Consider the following 22,571-nt stretch of genomic DNA (forward strand, 5'->3'; position numbering starts at 1 on the left):
GTCTCACGCGCGGATGAAATCCGCGATCACGGCCGGCGCCGCCGCGTCGAAGCCGACCACGTCGAGCATGCCGGGATCCGCCGGGTCGGCGATGCTGAAGCCGTTGGAGACCAGCCCCACGACCACCAGCTTCGCCGGGATCCCGGTCTTCTCCCGGTACGCCCGCAGGGCCTGGACCGGGTGGACCGACCCCGCCCAGGTCTCCGAGTCCGTGTAGACCACGAACGCGTCGGCCTTCACGCCCCGCTCCAGCGCCCAGCGCATCGGCAGGGCGCAGTCGGTGGCGCCGAACGGCAGGTCGGCGGTCGCCCGCACCGCCTGATCGAGCCGCATCGACGGGCCGATCGCCAGGGGCGTCAGACCGTCGGTGAAGCCGAGCACCTGCCAGTGCTCCTCCGTCGCCGCGGTGACGAGCACCATCGCGGCGGCCGCCTCCCGGGCCGTGAGCGTCGAGCCCGCGACCGTGCTGGCGCCCATCGAACCCGAGACGTCCAGCGCCAGCACGAGGCGCCGGCCCGTGGGCTCCACCGCGCTGAACGCCGTGTAGAACGCGGCGTTCAGCGCCTCGACGATCGCGGCCACCGGCTCCCAGGCGAGCGTGCCCCGCTGACCGCGCCCGGAGGCGTAGGTCTTGAGGGCGAGCAGCAGCGCCATCGGGTGGAGGCGCGCCCGGAGGATGCGCTCCCGGTCCGACAGGACCGACCGGACATGCTCGGTGCCCTCCGAGAAGGGCGCGAGCACCCCCGCGGCCGTGAGGCGGCCGAGCTGGCGCACGAGGGCTCCGACCGGCATCCGCTCGATCAGGGCCTCGTTCACCGCGCGGCTGCCCATCAGCCCGGTCGGCAGCGCCTCCCAGGGCAGGCCGTGCGAGCGCACCAGGGCGGCGGCCACCGCCCCGTCGATGCCCTCCACCTGCACCTGCGCGAAGGCGTGGACGATCCCGGGGGCGGCCTCGGTCACGGTGCCGCGGCAGATCCAGTCGAACAGCGCCTTCCGGGCGGGCTCCTCCGTCTCCGGATGGGCCAGCCGCAGCAGGTCGCGGTGCGACCAGCCCTGACGGGCCCGGTACTTCACCGCCTGGAAGGCCAGGGCCTCCACGGGCTTGGCGCAGTACCAGCCGCCGACGGCCCGGCGCAGGCCCCGGCCCCAGCCGCGCATCGCCTCGACGGACGCGGCGAACTGGAACAGGTGCGTGCCGGTGCGGCAGACCCGGGGCAGGGCCGCGAGCGCCGCGCGCCGGGTCGCCAGATCCGCCGAAGCGGCCGCCAGCGCCAGGGCGAAGATCGCCGGATCCTGCTTCGGAGCCCGGCCGCCCTCGCTCACCGCCACGATGGCGGCGACCGCGCGGGCGCCGTCCTGCGCGATGCACCGCTGCACGGAAGCCGCGTTCTCGGCGGTCAGGGCGCGCGGGCTCGCGTAGTACGAGCCGCCCTCGGAGCCGAGCACCAGGAAGCGGTCGAACCGCGCCCAGTCGCCGACCGCGAAGGCGTGGCCCCCGGCTGCGTTCGGCACCGTGCCGGGGATCGGCTCCGCCTGCGGGGTGGCTCGGAGCCGGAACATCTGTGCAAGCTTCGTCATGGCGGGCTCCTCTCTGTCTCTCCTCTCTCCATCGCGGCCGATCGCCGGCCGGTGGCGCGTTTCGGCGCGCGCGGACGGGCGGGGGACGCGGCCGCAGCGCGTCGTCCTCCGCCGCTGCCGGGCGGCCGGTCTCTCGTGTCGTCGGGGGCGGGTTTCCGTCCGGCTGCGGGCGTGGCGGCGACGAAGGGCTTGTCCGATGCTCTGCTTGAGCGACGGGCCTGACGGCCCGGCGGGACTTGCACCCGCACCCCTCGGATCCCGAGAACCTTCGTCTTCCGGCCCGCGTCCGGGCGATGCGGTCGTGGCGTGAGGAACGGTGTCTGGGCGCTCTATCCGGGCTGAGCTACGGGCCTCGCGGCCCGGCGGGATTCGAACCCGCGACCTCCTCCTGCGTCAGGATAACCGTTCCTCTCCGGCCCGCATCGTCGGTCGGGATCCGCGCACGGTCGGCTCCACGGTCGTCTCGCGGGGCCCTGCGGTCGTGGTGTCGGGGACGGGCATGAGCTCCGGCGACCTCGCGGCCCCCGGCGGGGATCGAACCCGCAACCTCCGCGGGACAAGCCCGCGGCGCTCTACCGATGATAACCGTCCCCTGCCGGCCCGCAGGGTCCTCGAGACGCGCGTGGGAACCGCGTCGGCGGCGCCGGGCTCCGCCCGGACGCGCTCAGCCTCTCGGGCCGAGAGCCCCGCGATACGACCGTAACGGTCGCATCAGCCCGGGACGGGCGAACGCCGCGACGCCGATTCCGTCGTGCTGTTTCATGCCAGGCTCCGTCCGAACGGGGCTGCGGGTGACGCGGGCGTGTCGATGAGGCTCGGGGGGATCCGTGACAGGGATAACCGAGCGTCTCCGGCCCGCGCCGATGAATATCAGAGGTCTGCCGGTCATGTCCGATCGAGGCGGACTGGGCGTTTCACCCCCGCGGCTCGCCGGCCGCGGACGTCCCAAGGGTGCGATAACCTCGGATCACCGGCCCGGCAGGCCGATGGCGGGGTGGATACGGCCGCGCTCGACCTGCGTCAACCGGAAACTTGAAAATTCTTTCAGTTCGGGCGATGCCGGAGCCATGATCACTGCCGCCCAGATCCGCGCCGGCCGCGGACTTCTCAAATGGACGCAAGGGGTTCTCGCGAGCCGCGCCGCGGTCTCCGTCGTCACCCTGAACATGATCGAGAGCGAACAGGTCCAGCCCCGCAACCGGACCCTCGCGGCGATCCGCACGGTCCTCGAAGGGGCGGGCATCCGCTTCGTCGGCGACGATCAGGAGGGATACGGGGCGATCCTGCGCCCCGCCCCCGCGACCGGATCCGGGGACGGGCCGGCACAGAAAAGCCCGGCGCGGCGGACCGCACCGGGCTGAACCCGAAACCGACCTGCGCGGCGGGCTACTTCTCCACGAAGGCCTTCTCGATCACGTAGTGACCGGCCTCGCCGTGGTTGCCCTCCTCGTAGCCGCGGCCCGAGAGCAGCTCGCGCGTGTCGCGGATCATGTCGGGGCTGCCGCACAGCATGAACCGGTCGTTCTCGATCGACATGTCCGGCAGGCTGATATCCTCGAACAGCTTGCCCGAGACCATGAGGTCGGTGATCCGGCCGCGGTTGCGGAACGGCTCGCGGGTCACGGTCGGGTAGTAGATCAGCTGGTTCGAGATCATCTCCCCCAGGAATTCATGCTTGGGCAGCGTCTCGGTGATGGTCTCGCCGTAGGCGAGTTCCTGCACCTGCCGGCAGCCATGGACCAGCACGACCTTCTCGAAGCGCTCGTAAGCCTCCGGATCCTTGATGATCGACAGGAACGGCGCGAGCCCCGTGCCGGTGCCGAGCAGATAGAGGTTCTTGCCCGGCAGGAGGTTGTCGAGCACGAGGGTGCCGGTGGGCTTCTTGCCGACGATGATCGGGTCGCCGACCTTGAGGTGCTGGAGCTTCGAGGTCAGCGGGCCGTCCTGGACCTTGATCGAGAAGAACTCCAGTTCCTCCTCGTAATTGGCCGAGACCACGGAATAGGCGCGCAGCAGCGGCCGGCCCTCGACCTCCAGGCCGATCATGGTGAACTCGCCGTTGCGGAACCGGAACGCCGGGTCGCGGGTCGTGCGGAACGAGAACAGATTGTCGGTCCAGTGGTGGACCGACAGGACGCGCTCCTCGTAGAACTTGCTCATCGACGGATCAGCCCTCGAATCCTCTGATGCTCGGCGCACGGTCCCGACGATTCGGGGGCCGTGGTTCGGCGGATCCCCGCCGCCCCGCTCGGGCGGGGGTGGATCCTCGACGAGAGAGCCCGCCCGGATCCGGATGACACACGCGCGCTGCTTCTTTCGCAGTTGCAGCACGCCCGTCAAGGCGCGCCGGGATCACACTCGCGAAAGAAGTGAACGGCCTGGAATCGTTCGAATATTTAGCGTCTTCGCGGAAGGTCTGCAGCACCGCTCCGGACATGGGAGGGTTGCCGCCCGCCGGGCCTCGCGCGGCGCGATCAGCCGGCGGTTCCGGGGTGGAGCGGCTTCAATCCCGCCTCGATCTCGGCCCGGCGCGGCTCAAGGAAGGGCGGCAGGGCGAGGCGGTCGCCCAGGGTCTCCAGCGGCTCGTCCGCGGTGAAGCCGGGCCCGTCCGTGGCGATCTCGAACAGGATGCCGTTGGGCTCGCGGAAGTAGAGGCTGCGGAAGTAGTAGCGGTCCACCGGCCCGCTGGTCGGAACCCGGGCGGCCTTGAGCCGGTCGGCCCAGCCGCCGTAATCCGCATCCGGGATGCGGAAGGCGACGTGGTGAACCGCGCCCGCGCCCTGGCGGGCCGGCGCGGACCGATCGGCCAGGAGCTGGACCTCCGCGGCCGGGCCGCCGGGCCCCATGGCGTAGACCGCCACCGGCCCGTCGCCCGTCTCGAAGACGCGGTCCCGACGCATGCCGAGCACCTCGGTCAGCACCGCGGCGGTGCGGGCCGGGTCCGGCACCGAGAGCCGGATCGGGCCGAGGCCGCGGATCTGGTAGGCCGCCGGCACCGGCGAGCCGTCCCAGGGATGCTCCGGCCCGGTCCCGCCGTCATCGACCAGGGCGAGGCGCTGACCCTCCGGATCCTCGAAGTCGAGGGTGAGGCGCCCGTCGCGCAGGGCGGGCTCGGCCTCGACGATCCCGCCCTCGCGCAGCCGGGCGTGCCACCAGGCCACTGCGCCCTCGCCGGGCACACGCAGATGCGTGCGGGTGATGCTGTTGGAGCCCCGCCGCTCCGGGGGCGCCGGCCAGTCGAAGAAGGTGATGTCCGTGCCGGGGCTCGCCAGCCCGTCCGCGTAGAACAGGTGGTAGGCCGAGACGTCATCCTGATTCACCGTCTTCTTGACGAGGCGCAGGCCCAGCGTCCCGGTGTAGAAGGCGACGTTCTCGGCCGCGCGGGCGGTCACCGCCGTGAGGTGATGGAGGCCGGTGAGGTGCATGTCGATCCGGGGGTTGACGCCGATGCGTCTCAGGTAGGGATCCCCGCCGGCACTGCGAGCACCGAGGCTTCCGGGCCGATCGACATCGCGTCGGAAGGCGCCTCGTCCGGGCGCAATCCGGTCCGGAGATGCCGACGCCGTGCGCGGGGGCTGGGACAGGTCTTCCAGCCAGCCGTGCGGGCCCTGGACAGCACCTGGAGGCTGAACGATCGACGATCGTTCAGCCTCCAGGATGAAGGGTTGGAGCGGACGGCCTCGCGGTCGACCGCCGCGATGGTCCGCTCCGAAAGCTCAGAGCCCGACCGGACGGCCGGCGGCGACCACCAGCATCTTGCCGTCCGCGAAGGTGCGGGCGGCGGCCCGGCGGATATCCGCCTGGGTCACGGCCGAGACCATGGCGTTGCGGCGGGCGATGTAGTCCATGCCGAGCTCCTCGAAGGCGATCTGCACCAGCTGGTGGGCGATCTTGGTCGAGGTGTCGAAGCCCAGGGCGTAGGAGCCGGTGAGGTAGTCCTTGGCCTTCTGCAATTCGTCGTCGTCCGGCCCGTCGGTGATGAGCCGGCCGATCTCGTCGCCGATCACCGACAGCACCTCGCCGACGCGCTCGTTCTTGGTGGCGGTGTAGCCCCAGGTCATCGCGGCGGACCGGTGGCTGACCAGGGAGGTCCCCACCGAGTAGGCCAGCCCGCGCTTCTCGCGCACCTCCTGGAACAGGCGGGACGTGAAGGCGCCGCCCCCGAGGATGTGGTTCAGCACGTAGGCCGGGATGAAATCCGGGTCCCGCCAGGGCACGCCGGCCATGCCGAACCGGATCACCGACTGGGGCACGTCGAGGTCGACGACGATGCGGCGGCCGAGATCCTGGACCTCGGTCCGCGGCACCGCCTTCAGCGCCCCGGCCTCGGGAAGCGCCCCGAAGGCGCGGTTCAGACCCTCGGCGAGCTGCTCCGCCCCGATGGCGCCGACGGCCGCGACCTTGACCCGGCCGCGCCCGATGATGCGGGCATGCATCTCCAGCAGGTCCTCGCGGGTGATCGCCGCGACGCTCTCCACGGTGCCGGAGGAGGGTCGGGCGTAGGGGTGGCCGGCGAAGGCCTCCTTGAAGAAGCGCCGCGAGGCCAGGACGCCCGGATCGTTCTGCTGGTAGCGCAGGCCGGCGATGATCTGGGCCCGAACCCGCTCGATCGCGTCCGGATCGAAGCGGGGCTTGGCCAGCGCCAGGGCGAGGAGGGCGATGCCCTCGTCGGCATGCTTGACCAGCATCTTCAGCGAGCCGCCGACCGCGTCGGCGCCGGCATGGAAGGACAGTTCGATGGCCCGGGCGGCCAGCCGCTCCTGGAACAGATCGGAGGTGAGGTCGCCCGCCCCTTCATCGAGGAGCCGCGCCAGCATCTGGGCGCAGCCGGCCTTGCCCGCCGGGTCCTGCGCGGCGCCGCCCTCGAAGGTGAAGGCGAGGGCGATCATCGGCACCACCGGCGATTCGACGTGCCACGCCTCGATGCCGGGGGCGGTCGTCACCGGCAGCGCCGTCGTGGGCGACGTGGCGGCGGGGGCGGCGGTCTCGACCAGAGTCTCGGCCAAGCTCATGGGAACCTCTTGTCTCTTTCTCGGGCGACGGCGGAGCGGGCCAAGGCTCCCGTTCGGCACACGCCCCGTGCCGGCCCTCCGAGGGCCGGGCGGGACGCGCCCGGGGCTACTCGGCGGCCATCGCGACCGGGGCGTCCGGATCCTGCGCCTTGGTCAGGTAGCCGGTCACCGAGCGGGCCGGCGTCAGCCAGCGCTCGGCGGCGGTCTTGAGGCGGTCCTGCGTCACCCCCTCGATATCGGTCGGCCAGCGGCGGACCTCCTCGATGGTCTCGCCGATCGCGAGCGCAGACCCGTAGATGCGCGCCAGCGACGACTGGCTGTCGGAGGAGTACACGGTCTCGGCCACGAGGCGGGTCTTGGCCCGCTCGATCGCCTCGGCGTCCAGGGCCTCGGCGGGCGCGCGGCGCAGCACCTTGTCGACGGCCTCCTCCAGCTTCTCCAGCGGCACGCCCTCGGCGGGCACCGCGTAGACGGAGAAGCGGGTGTCGTCGATCGCCGAGCCCATGTACCAGGCGCCGGCATTCACCGCGAGGCCGCTCTCCATGACCAGCTTGCGGTAGAGGTAGGAGGTCGAGCCGCCGCCCAGCACCTCGGCGAGGAGTTCCAGGTCGTGGCAGCCGCCGTCGCGGGCGGTGATGCAGGAGGGCGTGAGGTAGAGCCGCTGCAGGGTCGGCTGCTCCACCTTCGGGTCGGCCACGGCAACGCGGCGCAGCGCCTTCGGCTCCGGCTCCCGCGCCCGCAGGCGCTCGGGCCGGGCGCCCTGGGGCGTCACGCGGCCGTAGGTGTCCTCGGCGAGGCGACGCACCTCGTCCGGGGTGACGTCGCCCGCGACCACCAGGATGGCGTTCTCGGGGGTGTAGAAGCGCTTGTAGTAGGCGAGCGCATGCTCGCGGTTCAGGCCCTCGATCTCGTGCATCCAGCCGATGATCGGGATGCCGTAGGGATGGTGCACGAACAGGCCGGCGGCCATCGCCTCGGAGAGCTGCGCGGAGGGGTCGGTCTCGACCCGCATGCGGCGCTCCTCCAGCACCACGTCGCGCTCGGGCGCCACGACGGCATCGTCGAGGACGAGGCCGCTCATCCGGTCCGCCTCGAACGCCATCATGGTGCCGAGATGATCCCGGGCGACCCGCTGGAAATAGGCCGTGTAGTCGTAGCTGGTGAAGGCGTTCTCCTGGCCGCCCAGGCCCGACACCGCCTTGGAGAAGGCCCCGACGGGGTGCTTCTCGGTGCCCTTGAACATCAGGTGCTCGAGGAAGTGGGCGATGCCCGACTGGCCGAGGGGATCATCGGCCGAGCCGTTGCGGTACCAGATCATGTGGGTGGCGACGGGGGCCCGGTGGTCGGGGACGACCACCACGTCGAGGCCGTTGTCGAGGGTGAAGGCCGTCACTTCCGGTCCGCCCGCCTCGGAACGCCCGAACGGCGCGGCCTCGCCCCGGCCGGCGCTGCCGCCGAAGGACGAACCCGGACGCAGCGGGAAGAGGTGGGGCGTCGCCTTCCTGAACAGGTGCATTCCGCTTTCCTTCTGCCGGCCCCGGATCGAAGCGTTCCACGACAGGACGCGTTCGTGGTTCGGGGCCGTCCTGGTCTCCGGTGGGCAAGAGCCGTACCGGGACGATCATCTCATGTTGCCATGCCGCGTCGTCGTTGCAACGGCGACACGGCGCCCCCGTCACTGCTGCGCGCGCTTCCGGAGATACGCGCCGGGATCCGCCTCTTCGCGTTCGCGGCTGGCGTTGTTGATCGGGTCGCTCGACGGCGGGCGGGCCAGCTTCTTGGGCGACTGGCGGTATCCGGTCGGCGGATCCGTGAGCGTGTCGCGGCTCGGCTCGATGTCGGACGGCTCGGCATTGGCGCTCTTGCCCTTCAGGAGCTCGAAGGGGCTGAGCAGGCTGTCGTCGCGGTTGTTGTCGCCGGGCTTCCGCTCGGCCGTGGTCGTGAGGCCCGCCCCGGCGCGGCGGCCGCCGCGCATCTCATCCACGGAGAGCGTCGCGTTGTTGTCGTCGTAGCGGCCCTGGGCCTGGGCGCCCCTGGGATTACGCCGCTCCACGGCGGCGCGCTCGCGCTCGACGATCTCGGGATCCTTCGGCCACGCGGTGCTGGTGGAGCGCGCCCGGGGCTGGGGCAGGGCCTTGCCGTCGATCTTGGGCGGCATCACCAGCGGCGGGCGCTCGTGATAGTCGATCGGATCCTGGCGCTTCTCCAAGAGGCCGATGCCCGACAGCGCGTCGCGCATGAATTCGCCGCGCTCCTGCGCCTGCGCGGTGCCGGCGCAGAGCGGGGCCAGGACGACCGCGGCGGAGAGGAGGGGACGAAGCCTGCTATGCCCGGTCATGCTGCCTCACGGGTTCCGGACGGAGCGTCCGGCTCTGGGATGACCGCGGCGCGGCCTGATCCGACGGGTTCCGGCCTGAGACCGGTTTCCGGCGATCGTATGGCGCCTTGGCCACGTTGCGCCAGGGCAGGCATGCAGGTGGACCTGTGTGTTGCGCGGATCACAGGCGCGGCGCGGGGTCGCCCTGCGACGGAAGCGGCCGCTCCTTGCGGCTGTCCGGGGACAGGCTGTCGAGGATCAGGCCGATCACGCCGGCCACGATCGCCGCATCGGCGACGTTGAACACGTACCAGGACCAGCCGCCGGCATGCAGGTGGACGAAGTCGAACACCGCCCCGTAGGCGGCCCGGTCGATGGCGTTGCCGAGCGCCCCGCCGACGATGAGCCCCAGGGCGACGCCGAGGAGCCGCGAGCCGGCCCGGCGCATCCAGATCCCGAGGCCGATCGCGGCGGCGAGCGACAGGACCACGAGGAGCCAGCGCCCGACCCCGCCCTCCTGCTGGAACAGGCCGTAGGAGACGCCCCGGTTCCAGACCACGACGAAGTCGACGAACGGCGCCAGCCGCCAGGGCTGGGTCAGCACGAGGTCGGTGCCGAAATAGAGGCCGAGCTTGGAGGCCTGGTCGAGGACCAGGGTGAGGAGGAGGGCCAGAAGGCCGGCGCGGAAGGGGGTCACGGGCGCCGACCCCGCGACCCGTGCCGTGCGGGCGCATCGCCCTCTCCCCTCTGCGGGGGAGGGTACCCTGCGCAGCAGCGGGAGAGGGGGGAGCGACGGCGCAGAGAAAGGCTGTGGGCTTCAAGACGGTCGCGCAGCGACCGGAAGCCGGGCTCCCCTCTGCCGACCCTCGCGGACGCGAGGGCCACTCTCCCCCGCAGGGAGGAGTGGGAGAGCACCGTCGCGCGCCTCTTCACGCCGCGCTCGCCTCCGGATGCGCCGCGTCCCACTCGCGCAGGGCCCGGGCGTCGCGGGGGGTCACGTCCGGATAGTCCGGATCGCTGCCAACGCTGGGGCTCACCCGCCAGGAACGGGCGCATTTGCGCCCCTCGGCCGGGCTCGGCACCACGGCGACGCCGCGGATCTCGTCGAGGCGGAAGGCGTCGGCCGGCCCCTCGCCCGCCGTCACCGTGATGTCGGAGGTGATGCAGGTGTCGGCGAAGTCGCAGCCCTCGAGCGCGGCGAGCAACTCGGGATCCGCGACGTAGACAAGCGGGGCCGCCTCCAGGCTCGCGCCGATGCGCTTCGCCGCGCGCTCGATCTCCAGGGCGCCGGTCACGACCCGCCGCACCCGCCGGATCTTGTGCCAGCGCTCCGCGAGGGCGGCGTCGAGCCACGCGGCCGGGGTCTCCGGCAGGGTCTGGAGATGCACCGATCCGTCCTCGGACGGGTAGCGATCGAGCCACGCCTCCTCGGCCGTGAAGGCGAGCACCGGGGCGAGCCAGATCGCCACCCGCCGGAAGGCCTCGTCGATCACCTGCAGCGCCGCCCGGCGGCGGACCGAGGAGATCGGGTCGCAGTACAGGGCATCCTTGCGGACATCGAAGTAGAAGGACGACAGGTCGCCGGTCATGAAGCCGTTGAGCAGCGCCACCACCCGCTTGGTGTCGAAGGCCGCGTAGGCCTCGCGGATCTCGCCGTCGAGCTCGGCGAGCCGGTGCAGGATCAGCCGCTCCAGCTCCGGCATGTCCGCGTAGGCCACGTCGTCGCCCTGAACCCGGTGGGCCAGCGAGCCCAGCATCCACCGCAGGGAGTTGCGCAGCTTCCGGTAGGTCTCCGCGAAGGTCTTGATGATCTCCGGTCCGATGCGCAGGTCGTCGGTGTAGTCGGAGGCGGCGACCCACAGGCGCAGGATGTCGGCCCCCGAATCCTTGATGACGCTCTGCGGCGCGACGACGTTGCCCTTGGACTTCGACATCTTCAGGCCCCTGCCGTCGAGCACGAAGCCGTGGGTCAGGACGATGTCGTAGGGCGCCCGCCCGCGGGTGCCGGCGGATTCGAGCAGCGAGGACTGGAACCAGCCGCGGTGCTGGTCGGAGCCCTCCAGGTACATGACCCGGTCCCGCCCGCCGTCGCGGACGCGCTGGACCCCGGCGAGGCCCGGGAAGGCCTCCGGATCGTCCAGCACGAAGGCGTGGGTCGAGCCCGAATCGAACCAGACGTCGAGGACGTCGGTGACCTTGTCGTAGGCGGCCGGGTCGTGGTCCGGCGCCAGGAAGCGCTGGGCGGCGTCGTCCTGGAACCACGCGTCGGCGCCCTCGGCCGCGAAGGCGTCGCGGATGCGGGCGTTGACGCGCTCGTCCTTCAGGATCTCGGCCGTCTCCCGGTGGACGAACACGGTGATCGGCACGCCCCAGGCGCGCTGGCGCGAGACCACCCAGTCCGGCCGGTTGGCGACCATGCCGGTGATGCGGTTCTTCCCCTGGGCCGGCACCCACTGGGTGTCGTCGATGCCCTGAAGGGCCACCTCGCGGAGCGTCCGGTCGCCGAGGGAATCCACCGGCCGGTCCATGGCGATGAACCATTGCGGCGTGTTGCGGAAGATCACCGGCTTCTTGGAGCGCCAGGAATGCGGGTATTGGTGGCGCAGCACCCCGCGGGCGATCAGCGCCCCGGCCTCGGTCAGCGCGGCGATGACCGCCTTGTTGGCGTCGCCCTTCTCGCCCTTGGCGGTGAGCACGCGGGTGCCGGTGAAGCCCGGGGCCGCCTCGGTGAGCACGCCGTCCGCATCCACCGTGTAGGGGATGGTCGTGTCGATGCCGCGCTCGCGCAGCGACCGGCCGCTCGCCATCCAGAGCTCGAAATCCTCGCGGCCGTGGCTCGGCGCCGTGTGGACGAAGCCCGTGCCGGACTCGTCCGTGACATGGTCGCCGTCGAGCATCGGCACCGCGAAGCCGTAGCCGCGCTGGGCCAGGGGATGGTCCAGGGTGAGGGCGGCGAGCATCGCCGGGCTCACGTCGCCGACGCGCGCGAACGCCTCGACGCGGGCGGCCTTGAACACGGTCGCGGCCAGGCTGTCGGCGAGGACATAGGTCTGGCCGGGGGTCGCCCAGTTGTCGGCCGGCGCCTCGGTGACCCGGTACAGGCCGTAGGCGATCTTCTTGGAATACGCGACCGCGCGGTTGCCCGGGATCGTCCAGGGGGTGGTCGTCCAGATCACCACCCGGGCCTGCGCGAGATCACCCTCGGCGCCGGACCGGATCGGAAAAGCACAAAAAATCGTGTCGCTGACATGCTCCTCGTACTCGACCTCCGCCTCGGCCAGCGCGGTCTTCTCCACCACCGACCACATCACGGGCTTCGAGCCACGATAGAGCTGGCCGCTCATCGAGAACTTCATCAGCTCGTCGGCGATCACCGCCTCGGCCGGGTACGCCATGGTCGCGTAGGGATGGTCCCAGTCGCCGGTGACGCCGAGCCGCTTGAACTCCTCGCGCTGCACGTCGAGCCAGTGGGCCGCGAAAGTCCGGCATTCCTGCCGGAACTCGATCACCGGCACGTCGTCCTTGTTGCGGCCCTTGGCGCGGTACTGCTCCTCGATCTTCCACTCGATCGGCAGGCCGTGGCAGTCCCAGCCCGGGACGTAATTGGCGTCGAAGCCGAGGGCGGTCTGCGAACGGACCACCACGTCCTTGAGGATCTTGTTGAGCGCCGTGCCGATGTGGATGTTGCCGTTGGCGTAGGGCGGGCCGTCGTGGAGCACGAATTTCGGTCGGCCCTGGCCGCCGGCGCGCAGCTTCCCGTAGAGGTCCATCCGCTTCCAGCGCTCGATGAACAGCGGCTCGCGCACCGGCAGGCCGGCGCGCATCGGGAACTCGGTCTGCGGCAGGAACAGGGTCTTGGAATAGTCGCGGGCGGGCGCGGTCTCGGGGGTCGTCATCGGATCTCGCATCGGCGGTCGGGCCGGCGAAAGGCCGGCGGAATCGGGTCAGGCGGCAGGAGGATCCCGGACCTCCGCGCGGCCGCGCCGAAGCGGGCCCTCAGGCGGAGGCCGGGCCGGTAATTCGGATCGGGCGGCCGAAGCCGCGCAGGGCGCGCGAAGCGTGCATGACCCGTTCTCTATCAGCCGCTCCGGCCCGAGGCCAGCGGCAGCGCGGATCACGCGCCCGTGACCGCGAATGGGACCAATCGGCGCCTGAACCGTTGAACAGGCACATCCTCCGCGCCCCGAGGCGGCGCGGAGACTCCCAGACCGTATGACCGGAGCAGACCCATGAAGAAGCTACTGATCACGACCCTCGCCCTCGCGCCCCTCGCCTTTGCCGGCGCCGCGCAGGCCCAGGGCACGGCCCGCGGCGCCCAGCGGGGTGCCGAGGATGGCGCGGCTGCGGCCGGTCCTGTGGGCGGGGTCGTCGGTGGCGCGGTGGGCGCAGCCACCGGCACGGTCGGCGGCGTGCTCGGCACCGATCCGGATCCGGCCCGGCGTGCGCGCGAGAACCGCCGCGAGGAGCGGATGGAGCGCCAGGAGCGCATGGGCCGCTGACCCGATCCGTCACCGGACCGTCCGGCCGCCTCAGGCGGCCGGACGCGTGTCCCGGCGGATCGTCTCCTGCGCCAGAAGATACAGGCCCGAGCCGACGACGATCATGGCGCCTGCCACGGTCCAGCGGCTCGGGACGTCGCCGAACAGCAGGAAGCCCAGCGTCACCGACCACAGCAGCTGCGTGTAGATGAACGGTGCCAGCACGTTGGCCGGGGCCCGGGCATGGGCCATCACCAGCAGCCAGTGGCCCAGCGTCCCGAACAGCGCGACCCCGAACAGCAGGGCCCAGTGGGTCAGGCTCGCCGGGCTCGTCCAGATCCAGGGCAGGAGCGGGGCCATCAGCGCGAGGCCCGCGAGCCCCGTGTAGAACATGGTCGTGGCGGTCGAATCGTAGGCCGCGAGCTTGCGCGTGATGATCGCGTAGAAGGCGTAGACCACGACGTTGGCGACGCACAGCAGCGCGGCCGGATGCATCCCGCCCACGCCCGGGCGCACGATCACCAGCACCCCCAGGAAGCCGACGCCGATCGCCATGAGCCGCGCCCGCGACGACCACTCGCCGAGCAGCGGCCCGGCGAGCAGCGCCACGGTGAGCGGCGCGGCGAACTGGATCGAGATCGTCTCGGCGAGTTGCAGGTAGCGCAGGGCCAGGAAGTTCAGGGCCGTGGAGGCGAAGAGCAGCAGCGAGCGGACGATCTGCAACGGCAGCCGCCGGCTCTTCACCACGCCCGGCGTGCGCACCGGGTTGATGAACAGGGAGATCATGGCGACGCTGGCCGCGTAGCGCATGAAGGTGGTGACCAGCGGGTCGACGCCGGCCCGCGCCAGGGTCTTGCCGCAGGCATCGAGGCTGGCGAAGAAGGCGACGGCCCCGCACATCAGCGCGATCCCGACGATCCGTCGGCGGCCGGCGAGGTCGACCTCCGGAGCGGCGCGCGGCGCGCCGATGTCATCGGGGACGGAGGTCGCGACCTGCGTGCTCATGCCTGACCCATCTCGGTAGAGGCCGGTTCACTGCCACGCCCGGCGCTTCGCCGGTATCCGCCGCCGCGCAGGGGAACCATGCAGCCCGCACGATCGCCCGGGCCGGGCGGAGCTCAGCGCTTCACCGCGGCCTTCTCGGCGGAGGCCGTCTTCTCGGCGGAGGCCGTCTTGGTCGCGGTCTTGGCGAGCTTCGGCTTGGGCGGCGTGGCGCCGGCGATCAGGGCGGCCAGATGCGACTGGTCGAGCCCCGGAGCGGCGCGCGCGGCCGCCACCGGAACCGCCGCCGCAGGGGCCGGCACCGAGGCGGGGACCAGCGCGGCGGCCCGCTCGACCCGGCGCGGCTCGATGGAGCCGGTCACGGTCGGTTCGGCCGGGCGCGCCGTTGCGGTGGCGGGCGCGGCGGACTCGCGCTGCACGCGCAAGGTCCAGTGGGCGGCGGTGGAGAGCGCGGCGATGCCGAGGATCGCCTTGATGCCGCTGGTGAGCAGGGCTCGCATGGTCGTCAGGCCCGAGAGAACGCGGTTACGCGGAACCGGATCCCCGGCCCGGACGCATCATCGCGCGGGAGCGTGAACGAAGCCGCAACCGTCGCGTTCGGCCCTGTCCCGGAACGGGTCAGATCGCGGCGTCGGGACGGCTCCGGCGCTCGGTCGACGGGGAATCTTGTGGGCCTTGCGCCGAACCCGCGGTTCCTGTTCCCCGCGCTCCCGACACTCCTGCAGCGACTCGGCCCACTGAGCCTCACAGGAACGGTCCAGAGAACTGGTCCGGACCGCCCCGTCACTGCCGACCCCGCTGCCATGCAGGCCCGAGCGGGCTCGCGAAACCTTCAGGCGCATCGGCCGCTGGGGACAGCCCGTGTAGAGGGTGACAGCCGAGCCGGCAACAGAGGCGGGACCGTTTCGGTGGCCCGCGCGGCGATCCGCGCGCCGCCGCGGCCGCGGCGAAGCGTATCAGCGGGCCCCGCGGCCGACCGGAGGGCGCCCCCGAGAGCGCGGGCAAGAGCGCGGGCGCGAGCCCCGTCACGCCGAGCGCGGACCGGGGTCCGCGCTCGGTCAGGATCGCCCGGAGGGCCCTACCGCAGCGAGCCGCAGAAGCGCTGGATACGCCGGCAGGCCTCCTCCAGCACCGCGTTCGACGTCGCGTAGGAGATGCGCAGGTTCGGGCCGAGCCCGAAGGCCGAGCCATGCACCGCGGCCACGCCCTCGGCCTGGAGCAGCTCCATGACGAAGTCCTCGTCGGTCTCGATGGTCTTGCCGGCCTCCGTCTTCTTGCCGATCAGCGCCGCGCAGGACGGGTAGACGTAGAACGCGCCCTCGGGCGTCGGGCAGGTCAGGCCGTTGGTCTGGTTGAGCATCGACACGACGAGGTCGCGCCGGCCCTGGAAGGCTGCCCGGAACGTGGCGAGGTGATCCTGAGGGCCGTCGAGGGCAGCGACCGCGGCCCATTGCGCGATCGTGCTGGCGCCGGAGGTCTGCTGGCCCTGGACGAAATCCATCGCCTTGATGAGCGTCTCCGGCCCGGCCGCGTAGCCGATGCGCCAGCCGGTCATGGCGTAGCCCTTCGAGACGCCGTTCATGGTCAGCGTCCGCTCGACGAGCTGCGGCTCGACCTGGGCCGGGGTGACGAATTCGAAATCGCCGTAGGTCAGGTGCTCGTAGATGTCGTCGGTGAGGATGTGCACGTCCGGATAGCGGAGCAGCACGTCGGTCAGCGCCTTCATCTCGGCGCGGGAATAGGCGGCCCCAGACGGGTTCGAGGGCGAGTTGAGGACGATCCACTTGGTCTTCGGCGTCAGGACCCGGTCGAGCTCCTCGGGCTGGAGCTTGAAGCCGTTGGCCATGTCGGTGTCGGCGAAGACCGGCGTGCCGCCGCACAGGCCGACCATCTCCGGGTAGGACACCCAGTAGGGGCGGGGGATCACCACCTCGTCGCCGGGGTTCAGGGTGGCGAGGAAGGCGTTGTACAGCACCTGCTTGCCGCCCGTGCCCACGATGGTCTGCGAGACCTTGTAGTCGAGCCCGTTCTCGCGCTTGAACTTGCGCACGATCGCCTCGCGCAGGGGCACGATGCCGGAGACCGGCGGGTAGCGGGTCTCGTTCCGGTGGATCGCCGCGATGGCGGCCTGCTTGATGTGCTCGGGCGTGTCGAAGTCGGGCTCGCCCACCGACAGGCTGATGACGTCGACGCCGGAGGCCTTCAGGTCCCGGGCCTTCTGGGTCATCACGATGGTCGCGGACGGCTTCACCCGCGAGAGGACGTCGGCGAGGAGAGCCATGGCGTGCGGTGCTCCGGATTGCGTGGGCGAGGAATGCCCGTTCGCCGCCCCTTTTTGCGGCGCGGCGGACCCTAGGCCCGGGACGCTGAGCCGGCAAGGCGGTGCGCGGCACGAAGCCGGATCTCGCGCCGGGCGCGCGGCGCAGGTCTCGCCTGCGCGGCCGCTCTCGCTTTGCGGGATCGTCGTTACCAGATCCTGTCCATGACTCCGCTCTCCGTCCTCGACCTCTCCTTCGTCGGCGCCGATTCGACCCCGGCGCAGGCCCTGCACGACACCCTGGCGCTCGCCCGCCACGTCGACGGCCTCGGCTACCGGCGCTACTGGCTCGCCGAGCACCACGCCCTGCCCAACGTGGCGAGCCCCGCCCCCGAGATCATGATCGGCCAGATCGCCGCCGAGACCCGCAACCTCCGGGTCGGCTCGGGCGGGATCATGCTTCCGAACCACGCGCCGCTGATGGTGGCCGAGCGCTTCCGGGTGCTGGAGGCGCTGTTCCCGGGCCGGATCGATCTGGGTCTCGGGCGCGCGCCCGGCACCGACGGCCTCACCGCCCGGGCGCTGCGCCGCCGGGAGGCGCCGGGGGAGGGCGGCGGGGACGATTTCCTCGACCGCCTGCAGGAGCTCCTGTTCTGGGACGGCGGCTTCCCGGAGGGGCATCCGTTCGCGCGGATCGAGGCGAGCCCCGCGGGGGTGCCGCTGCCGCCGATCTTCCTGCTCGGCTCCTCCGATTACAGCGCTCGCCTCGCCGCCGAGATCGGCTGCGGCTTCGGCTTCGCGCAGCACTTCTCCGGGATGCCCGCGGAGCCGCCGATGCTGGATTACCGGAACCGGTTCCAGCCGACGCGGCTCGGCGCGAAGCCCCACGCGATCCTGGCGGTGGCGGCGATCTGCGCCCCCACGGATGCGGAGGCCGAGCGGCTGGCCTCCAGCGCGCGGCTGGCGACGCTGCGGCGGGAGCGGGGCGAGTACCGGCCGCTGCCGAGCCTCGCCGAGGCGCTGGCCTACCCGTATTCCGACGCCGAGCGGATGCAGATCGCGCGCGGCCGAGACCGCCTGCACGTGGGCGGCCCCGAGACCCTGCGGGCCCGGCTCGCCGACATGGTCCAGCGCACGCAGGCCGACGAGCTGATGGTCGTCACGGCGATCCCCGACCAAGCCGCCCGGCACGAATCCTACGCGCTGCTGGCGCAGGCCTGGGGGCTCGGCGCCGCCTCACAGGCGGCCTGAGCCGTCACCGGCCCCCGCCGCGGGGTCCTGGCGGCGCCGCCGCCGGCCGTGCAGGCTCCCGCCCGGATCACGCCCGCGACCAGACGGGCCGACCGGAGGAGAGGCAGCATGGGCAACCGACGCGAATTCCTGACCGCCACGGCCGCGGGCCTCGCCGCCGCGGCGCCGGCCCGGGCCGCCGAGGAGCGCACGGCGGCTCCGAAGACCGCGCCCAACACCGCGCCGGCGGCGCCGCCGCCCGTCGGCATGCCCCGGGACATGATCCTGCTCAACATGCGCCGCGGCGACGGCTACGCCCTGGGCGTGAAGACCAGGGACGGCGTGCTCGACGTCGAAGCCGCCGGCCGGGCGCTCGGGATGCCGGTTCCCACCGACATGGACGACCTTCTCCAGAACGGGCGCGGCCCGGCGCTGCGGGCGCTGATCGACGCGGTCGAGGCCGCCCCCGACGGGCGCTTCATGCTGGCGGAATCCGGCATCGCCTACGCGCCGGTGGTCACGCGGCCCGAGAAGATCATCATGATGGGCTTCAACTACCGCCACCACGCGGAGGAGACCGGCACGCCGATCCCCAAGGACCCGCCGCTGTTCAACAAGTACAACAACGCCCTGAACCACCACGGCGGCACGATCACGCTGCCGACCCAGGCGGCGCGGGAATTCGACTACGAGACCGAGCTGGTGATGGTGTTCGGCCGCGAGTGCCGGAACGTGTCCGAGGCGGACGCCCTCGACTATCTCGCCGGCTACTGCACGGGCAACGATTTCAGCGCCCGGGATCTCCAGACGCTGACCTCGCAATTCATGATCGGCAAGACCTCGGACGGGTTCGCGCCGCTCGGCCCCTACTTGGTGACCGCCGACCGGGTGAAGGACCCGAACAACCTAAAGCTCAAGACGCTGGTCAACGGCCAGGTGCGCCAGGACTGGAGCACCAACGACATGATCTTCAACTGCCGCCAGCTGATCAGCTTCGCGTCCAAGGTGATGACGATCAAGCCGGGAGACATCTTCTACACGGGCACGCCGCAGGGGGTGATCTTCGGCGAGAAGACTCCGCGCAAGGACCGGGCGTGGCTGAAGCCCGGCGACGAGGTGGTCTCGGAGCTGGAAGGGCTCGGGGCGCTGCGGTTCAAGCTGGTCTGATCGCGTTGCGCGACGGCCCGGTCCGCTGCGCCTACACGGGCGCGGCAAGCGACCGGCCCCCTTTCCCGTGCGGGAGAGGGTTGGGGTGAGGGACGAGACGCCACAGGATCGAGCCCGTCCTTGCCGCGCAGTCAGGTCGAGCCCTCTCCGGACAGACCTGATCCCTCACCCTGTCCCTCTCCCGCACGGGAGAGGGGACCCGCGCCCGATCCTGAAACCAGTCGCGCGCCCGGCCGTCCTCAGCGCCCGAACAGGCGACCGAGACGGGCGAGGAAGCCGCCGCCTTCCGCAGGTTTCGCATCGGGCGTCGCCGGCTTGGCCGCTTCCGTCTTCGGCGCCAGGACCAGCCCGAGCGCCGCCGTGTCGGTGGTCTCGCGGTCGATCAGGATCAGGCTGCCGGTCTCGCGGTTCTCCGCGTAGGCGTCGACCGCCACCGCCCGGTCGAGGCGCAGGGCCACGTCGGCGATGTCGTTGGCCGACAGGCGCTCGGCCGGGCCGGGCCTGCCGGTCTCTGGATCGATGCGCGAGATGATCCGCTCCACGGTCGCGGTGACCGTGGCGGTGCCGATCTTGGCGAACAGGCTGGCACCCGGGCTGAGATCGGTCTCGGCCGCCCAGAACAGGCGGGCGTCGAGGGTCTCGGTGACCCGCATCGGTGCGTCGGTGGCCACGATCACCTGACCGCGGGAGGCGTCGATCTGGTCGGCCAGCACCAGGGTGACCGACTCGTCCTCGCCGGCCTCGGGCAGGTCGCCGTCGGCGGTGTAGATCCGCGCCACGGTCGAGGTCCGGCCGGAGGGCTGGACCGTCACGGAATCGCCCGGGCGCACCCGGCCGCTGGCGATCCGGCCGCTGTAGCCGCGGAACTCGGAATTGGGCCGGTTGACCCACTGCACCGCCATGCGGAACGGCGCGTTCAGCGCCTCGGCGCGGACCGGCACGGTCTCCAGGTAGGCGAGCAGGGGGCCGCCCGTGTACCAGGGCGCCGCGATGCCCGGCTCCACGACGTTGTCGCCGTTCTTGGCCGAGAGCGGGATCGCCTTGACCTCGGCGAAGTTCAGATCCCGGGCGAAGTCGGAGAAGCCCGCGACGATGCCGTCGAAGGTGCCCTGCGCCCAGCCGGCGAGATCCATCTTGTTCACCGCCAGCACGACCCGGCGGATCCCGAGATTCGAGACCAGCAGCGCGTGGCGCCGGGTCTGGCGGGTCAGGCCCTGGCGGGCATCGACCAGGATCACCGCCACGTCCGCCGTCGAGGCGCCGGTGGCCATGTTGCGGGTGTACTGCTCGTGGCCTGGCGTGTCGGCCACGATGAACGAGCGCTTGTCGGTGGAGAAGAACCGGTAGGCGACGTCGATCGTGATGCCCTGCTCGCGCTCGGCCTGGAGGCCGTCCACCAGCAGCGCGAGATCCACCTCCTGCCCCTGCGTCCCGTGCTTGCGCGAATCGCGCTGGAGGGCCGAGATCTGGTCGTCGAAGATCTGCTTGGTGTCGTGCAGGAGCCGCCCGATCAGGGTCGACTTGCCGTCATCCACCGAGCCGCAGGCGATGAAGCGCAGCACCGCCTTGCTGCGGTGGGCCGTGAGGAAAGCCGCGTAGCCGGAGGCGCGATCGGCGAAGGCCGTGGGAGCCTGGTGCACCGTCATCAGAAATAGCCCTCCTGCTTCTTGCGCTCCATGGCGCCGGCCCCGTCCTTGTCGATCACCCGGCCCTGGCGCTCCGAGGTGCGGGCGGCGAGCGTCTCGCCGATGATCTCGGGGAGCGTCGCGGCGTCGCTCTCCACCGCGCCGGTGAGCGGGTAGCAGCCGAGCGTGCGGAAGCGGACGAGCCGCTGCTGCGGGGTCTCGCCGGGCGCCAGCGGCAGCCGGTCGTCGTCGACCATGATCAGCTGCCCGTCGCGCTCCACCACGGGCCGCTCCTTGGCGAAGTAGAGCGGCACGATCGGAATGTTTTCCTGCTCGATGTAGAGCCAGATGTCGAGCTCGGTCCAGTTCGACAGCGGGAAGACCCGCAGGGATTCGCCCCGCTTCTTCTTGAGATTGTAGAGGTGCCAAGGCTCGGCGCGCTGGCGCTTCGGGTCCCAGCGGTGCTGCGCGGTGCGCAGGGAGATGATCCGCTCCTTGGCGCGGCTCGCCTCCTCGTCGCGGCGGGCGCCGCCGAAGGCCGCATCGAACTTGTGCTTGTCGAGGGCCTGCCGCAGGGCCTGCGTCTTCATCACGTCGGTGTGGACCTCGGAGCCGTGGCTCACCGGTCCGACGCCGCGGGCGAGCCCGTCCGGGTTGGTGTGGATCAGGAGGTCGAGGCCGAGTTCCTTGGCGCGGGCGTCGCGGAAGGCGATCATCTCGCGGAACTTCCACGTGGTGTCGACGTGGAGCAGCGGGAACGGCAGCCGCCCGGGCGCGAAGGCCTTGAGGGCGAGGTGCAGCAGCACCGAGGAATCCTTGCCGATCGAGTAGAGCATCACCGGGTTCTCGGTCTCGGCGACCGTCTCCCGGAAGATGTGGATGGCCTCGGCCTCCAGCCGCTTGAGGTGGCTGAGGCGGTCGGCAGAGGTCTGTGCGGACGCAGGGGCGCTCGGCGGCACGGTGGCGGCGAGGGCGGCGCTCATCGGGCGAACTCCGGCTGGCGGGCTGAATGATCTTGGTTAGTCTTTAAAGAAGTCTCGAAAACGGCGGCCTCCTGGCCGGGCTGCACCGACGCCCCGGGGCGTCCGACATGCAGGCCGCATTCCTTCTTCTCCTCCTGCTCCCACCACCAGCGGCCGGCGCGCTCGGGCTCGCCGAGCTTCACGGCCCGGGTGCAGGGGGCGCAGCCGATCGACGGGAAGCCCCGGTCGTGCAGGACGTTGTAGGGAACGAAGTTCTCGCGCACGAAGCTGTCGACCTGCGCCCGGGACCAATCGGCCAGGGGGTTCAGCTTGATCAGGCCGCGGGCGGGGTCGAACTCGGCCAGCGGCGTCTCGGCGCGGTTGGCGGACTGGCCGGCCCGCAGGCCCGTGAGCCAGCCGCTCGCGCCTTCGAGCGCCCGGCCCAGCGGCTCGACCTTGCGGAAGCCGCAGCAGGCCTGCCGGGCGGCCACCGAGCGCCGGAAGCCGTTGATGCCTTCGTTCCGAACGAACGCCTCCGCGGCCGCGCGCTCGGGCGCATAGGCGGCGATCCGGATGCCGTAGGCCGCTTCGGTCTCGGTCCAGGTGTCGTAGGTCTCGGCGAAGAGGCGGCCGGTATCGAGGGTGACGATCTCGACGCGCCCCTTCGCCAGGCCCGCCATGGCCAGGGCGTGGGTGAGCGCCTGATCCTCGACGCCCAGGCTCGTCGTGAAGACGAGGCGGCCGGGGATCTCGGCGGCGATCAGGTGGAGGCGGCCTGGAAGGTCGAGCCCGGACAGCCGCTCCGCGAGGGCTTCGGCCGTCTGTCGGTCCGGACGGGTCATCGCGCCATGTCCCGGGGTTCGCGTGGTGGGTGGAAAGGCCACGGCCTGCGCCATGCCTGTTGTCGAAGGGCGGAAATGTTCGCTATACCGAACGAAGTCAA

At 71.6% G+C, this 22,571-nt stretch carries 18 protein-coding genes and 2 tRNA genes; 4 read left to right on the forward strand and 16 right to left on the reverse strand.

Going from position 1 to position 22,571, the window contains the following annotated elements; genetic code table 11:
* Window positions 1-3 precede the first annotated feature (3 nt).
* The 3 genes from PQI07_RS22810 to PQI07_RS22820 all read right to left on the reverse strand — a co-directional run bounded on the left by PQI07_RS22810 (window position 4) and on the right by PQI07_RS22820 (window position 1,999).
* The gene (locus PQI07_RS22810; RefSeq protein ID WP_274927485.1) at window positions 4-1,578 is read right to left on the reverse strand and encodes a TROVE domain-containing protein; all 1,575 of its coding nucleotides are present in this window, start codon (window positions 1,576-1,578) and stop codon (window positions 4-6) included.
* A gap of 221 nt (window positions 1,579-1,799) precedes the next feature.
* A tRNA-OTHER gene (locus PQI07_RS22815) sits at window positions 1,800-1,931 on the reverse strand.
* Window positions 1,932-1,999 (reverse strand) — tRNA-Ser (locus PQI07_RS22820).
* A 646-nt stretch (window positions 2,000-2,645) separates the two neighbouring features.
* Here PQI07_RS22820 and PQI07_RS22825 point away from each other — a divergent pair.
* Window positions 2,646-2,939: a helix-turn-helix domain-containing protein gene (locus tag PQI07_RS22825; RefSeq protein WP_043346915.1), complete on the forward strand. Its 294-nt coding sequence runs from the start codon at window positions 2,646-2,648 to the stop codon at window positions 2,937-2,939.
* 25 nt (window positions 2,940-2,964) lie between these two features.
* On the opposite strand, the gene PQI07_RS22830 is transcribed toward PQI07_RS22825, so the two are convergent.
* The 7 genes from PQI07_RS22830 to ileS form a co-directional block, all read right to left on the reverse strand.
* A complete protein-coding gene (locus tag PQI07_RS22830; RefSeq protein ID WP_274927486.1) occupies window positions 2,965-3,738 on the reverse strand; it encodes a ferredoxin--NADP reductase in 774 nt (257 codons plus the stop codon).
* 314 nt (window positions 3,739-4,052) lie between these two features.
* Entirely contained in the window at window positions 4,053-5,003 is a 951-nt protein-coding gene (locus PQI07_RS22835) for a ring-cleaving dioxygenase (protein WP_274927487.1), read from the reverse strand.
* 291 nt (window positions 5,004-5,294) lie between these two features.
* Window positions 5,295-6,590, reverse strand: coding sequence for a M16 family metallopeptidase (locus PQI07_RS22840; RefSeq protein WP_274927488.1), 1,296 nt, complete (start codon window positions 6,588-6,590; stop codon window positions 5,295-5,297).
* A 106-nt stretch (window positions 6,591-6,696) separates the two neighbouring features.
* Entirely contained in the window at window positions 6,697-8,106 is a 1,410-nt protein-coding gene (locus PQI07_RS22845) for a M16 family metallopeptidase (RefSeq protein WP_043346924.1), read from the reverse strand.
* Between the two features lie 159 nt (window positions 8,107-8,265).
* Entirely contained in the window at window positions 8,266-8,928 is a 663-nt protein-coding gene (locus tag PQI07_RS22850; RefSeq protein WP_043346925.1) for a hypothetical protein, read from the reverse strand.
* A 160-nt stretch (window positions 8,929-9,088) separates the two neighbouring features.
* On the reverse strand, window positions 9,089-9,604 hold the full coding sequence (lspA, locus tag PQI07_RS22855; protein ID WP_182592216.1) for a signal peptidase II: 516 nt from the start codon (window positions 9,602-9,604) through the stop codon (window positions 9,089-9,091).
* A 232-nt stretch (window positions 9,605-9,836) separates the two neighbouring features.
* Window positions 9,837-12,803 (reverse strand): isoleucine--tRNA ligase, encoded by a 2,967-nt coding sequence (gene ileS / locus PQI07_RS22860; RefSeq protein WP_274927489.1) that lies wholly within the window; start codon window positions 12,801-12,803, stop codon window positions 9,837-9,839.
* Window positions 12,804-13,136: 333 nt separating this feature from the next.
* Between ileS and PQI07_RS22865 the strand changes: the two genes are divergently transcribed.
* Window positions 13,137-13,406, forward strand: coding sequence for a hypothetical protein (locus PQI07_RS22865; RefSeq protein WP_043346930.1), 270 nt, complete (start codon window positions 13,137-13,139; stop codon window positions 13,404-13,406).
* A 30-nt stretch (window positions 13,407-13,436) separates the two neighbouring features.
* Here PQI07_RS22865 and PQI07_RS22870 read toward each other — a convergent pair whose 3' ends face one another.
* The 3 genes from PQI07_RS22870 to PQI07_RS22880 form a co-directional block, all read right to left on the reverse strand.
* Complete coding sequence (locus PQI07_RS22870; protein WP_043346933.1) at window positions 13,437-14,390, reverse strand: DMT family transporter; 954 nt, start codon at window positions 14,388-14,390, stop codon at window positions 13,437-13,439.
* A gap of 113 nt (window positions 14,391-14,503) precedes the next feature.
* The gene (locus tag PQI07_RS22875; RefSeq protein WP_043386864.1) at window positions 14,504-14,887 is read right to left on the reverse strand and encodes a hypothetical protein; all 384 of its coding nucleotides are present in this window, start codon (window positions 14,885-14,887) and stop codon (window positions 14,504-14,506) included.
* 578 nt (window positions 14,888-15,465) lie between these two features.
* Entirely contained in the window at window positions 15,466-16,668 is a 1,203-nt protein-coding gene (locus tag PQI07_RS22880; protein ID WP_043386866.1) for a pyridoxal phosphate-dependent aminotransferase, read from the reverse strand.
* Window positions 16,669-16,869: 201 nt separating this feature from the next.
* Between PQI07_RS22880 and PQI07_RS22885 the strand changes: the two genes are divergently transcribed.
* Both PQI07_RS22885 and PQI07_RS22890 read left to right on the forward strand, forming a co-directional pair.
* Entirely contained in the window at window positions 16,870-17,895 is a 1,026-nt protein-coding gene (locus tag PQI07_RS22885; RefSeq protein WP_043386869.1) for an LLM class flavin-dependent oxidoreductase, read from the forward strand.
* A 108-nt stretch (window positions 17,896-18,003) separates the two neighbouring features.
* Window positions 18,004-19,041 (forward strand): fumarylacetoacetate hydrolase family protein, encoded by a 1,038-nt coding sequence (locus PQI07_RS22890; protein ID WP_274927490.1) that lies wholly within the window; start codon window positions 18,004-18,006, stop codon window positions 19,039-19,041.
* A gap of 239 nt (window positions 19,042-19,280) precedes the next feature.
* Here PQI07_RS22890 and cysN read toward each other — a convergent pair whose 3' ends face one another.
* Genes cysN through PQI07_RS22905 form a run of 3 tightly spaced genes read right to left on the reverse strand, consistent with a single transcriptional unit; the run spans window position 19,281 to window position 22,470 of the window.
* Entirely contained in the window at window positions 19,281-20,687 is a 1,407-nt protein-coding gene (gene cysN, locus PQI07_RS22895; protein ID WP_043386873.1) for a sulfate adenylyltransferase subunit CysN, read from the reverse strand.
* On the reverse strand, window positions 20,687-21,649 hold the full coding sequence (gene cysD / locus PQI07_RS22900) for a sulfate adenylyltransferase subunit CysD (RefSeq protein ID WP_274927491.1): 963 nt from the start codon (window positions 21,647-21,649) through the stop codon (window positions 20,687-20,689). The genes cysN and cysD overlap by 1 nt, the downstream gene beginning before the upstream one ends.
* Window positions 21,646-22,470, reverse strand: coding sequence for a phosphoadenylyl-sulfate reductase (locus PQI07_RS22905; protein ID WP_043351853.1), 825 nt, complete (start codon window positions 22,468-22,470; stop codon window positions 21,646-21,648). The genes cysD and PQI07_RS22905 overlap by 4 nt, the downstream gene beginning before the upstream one ends.
* Between the last annotated feature and the right edge of the window lie 101 nt (window positions 22,471-22,571).

The sequence above is a fragment of the Methylobacterium sp. 092160098-2 genome, from assembly GCF_028920805.1.
GTDB classification, from domain to species: domain Bacteria; phylum Pseudomonadota; class Alphaproteobacteria; order Rhizobiales; family Beijerinckiaceae; genus Methylobacterium; species Methylobacterium fujisawaense.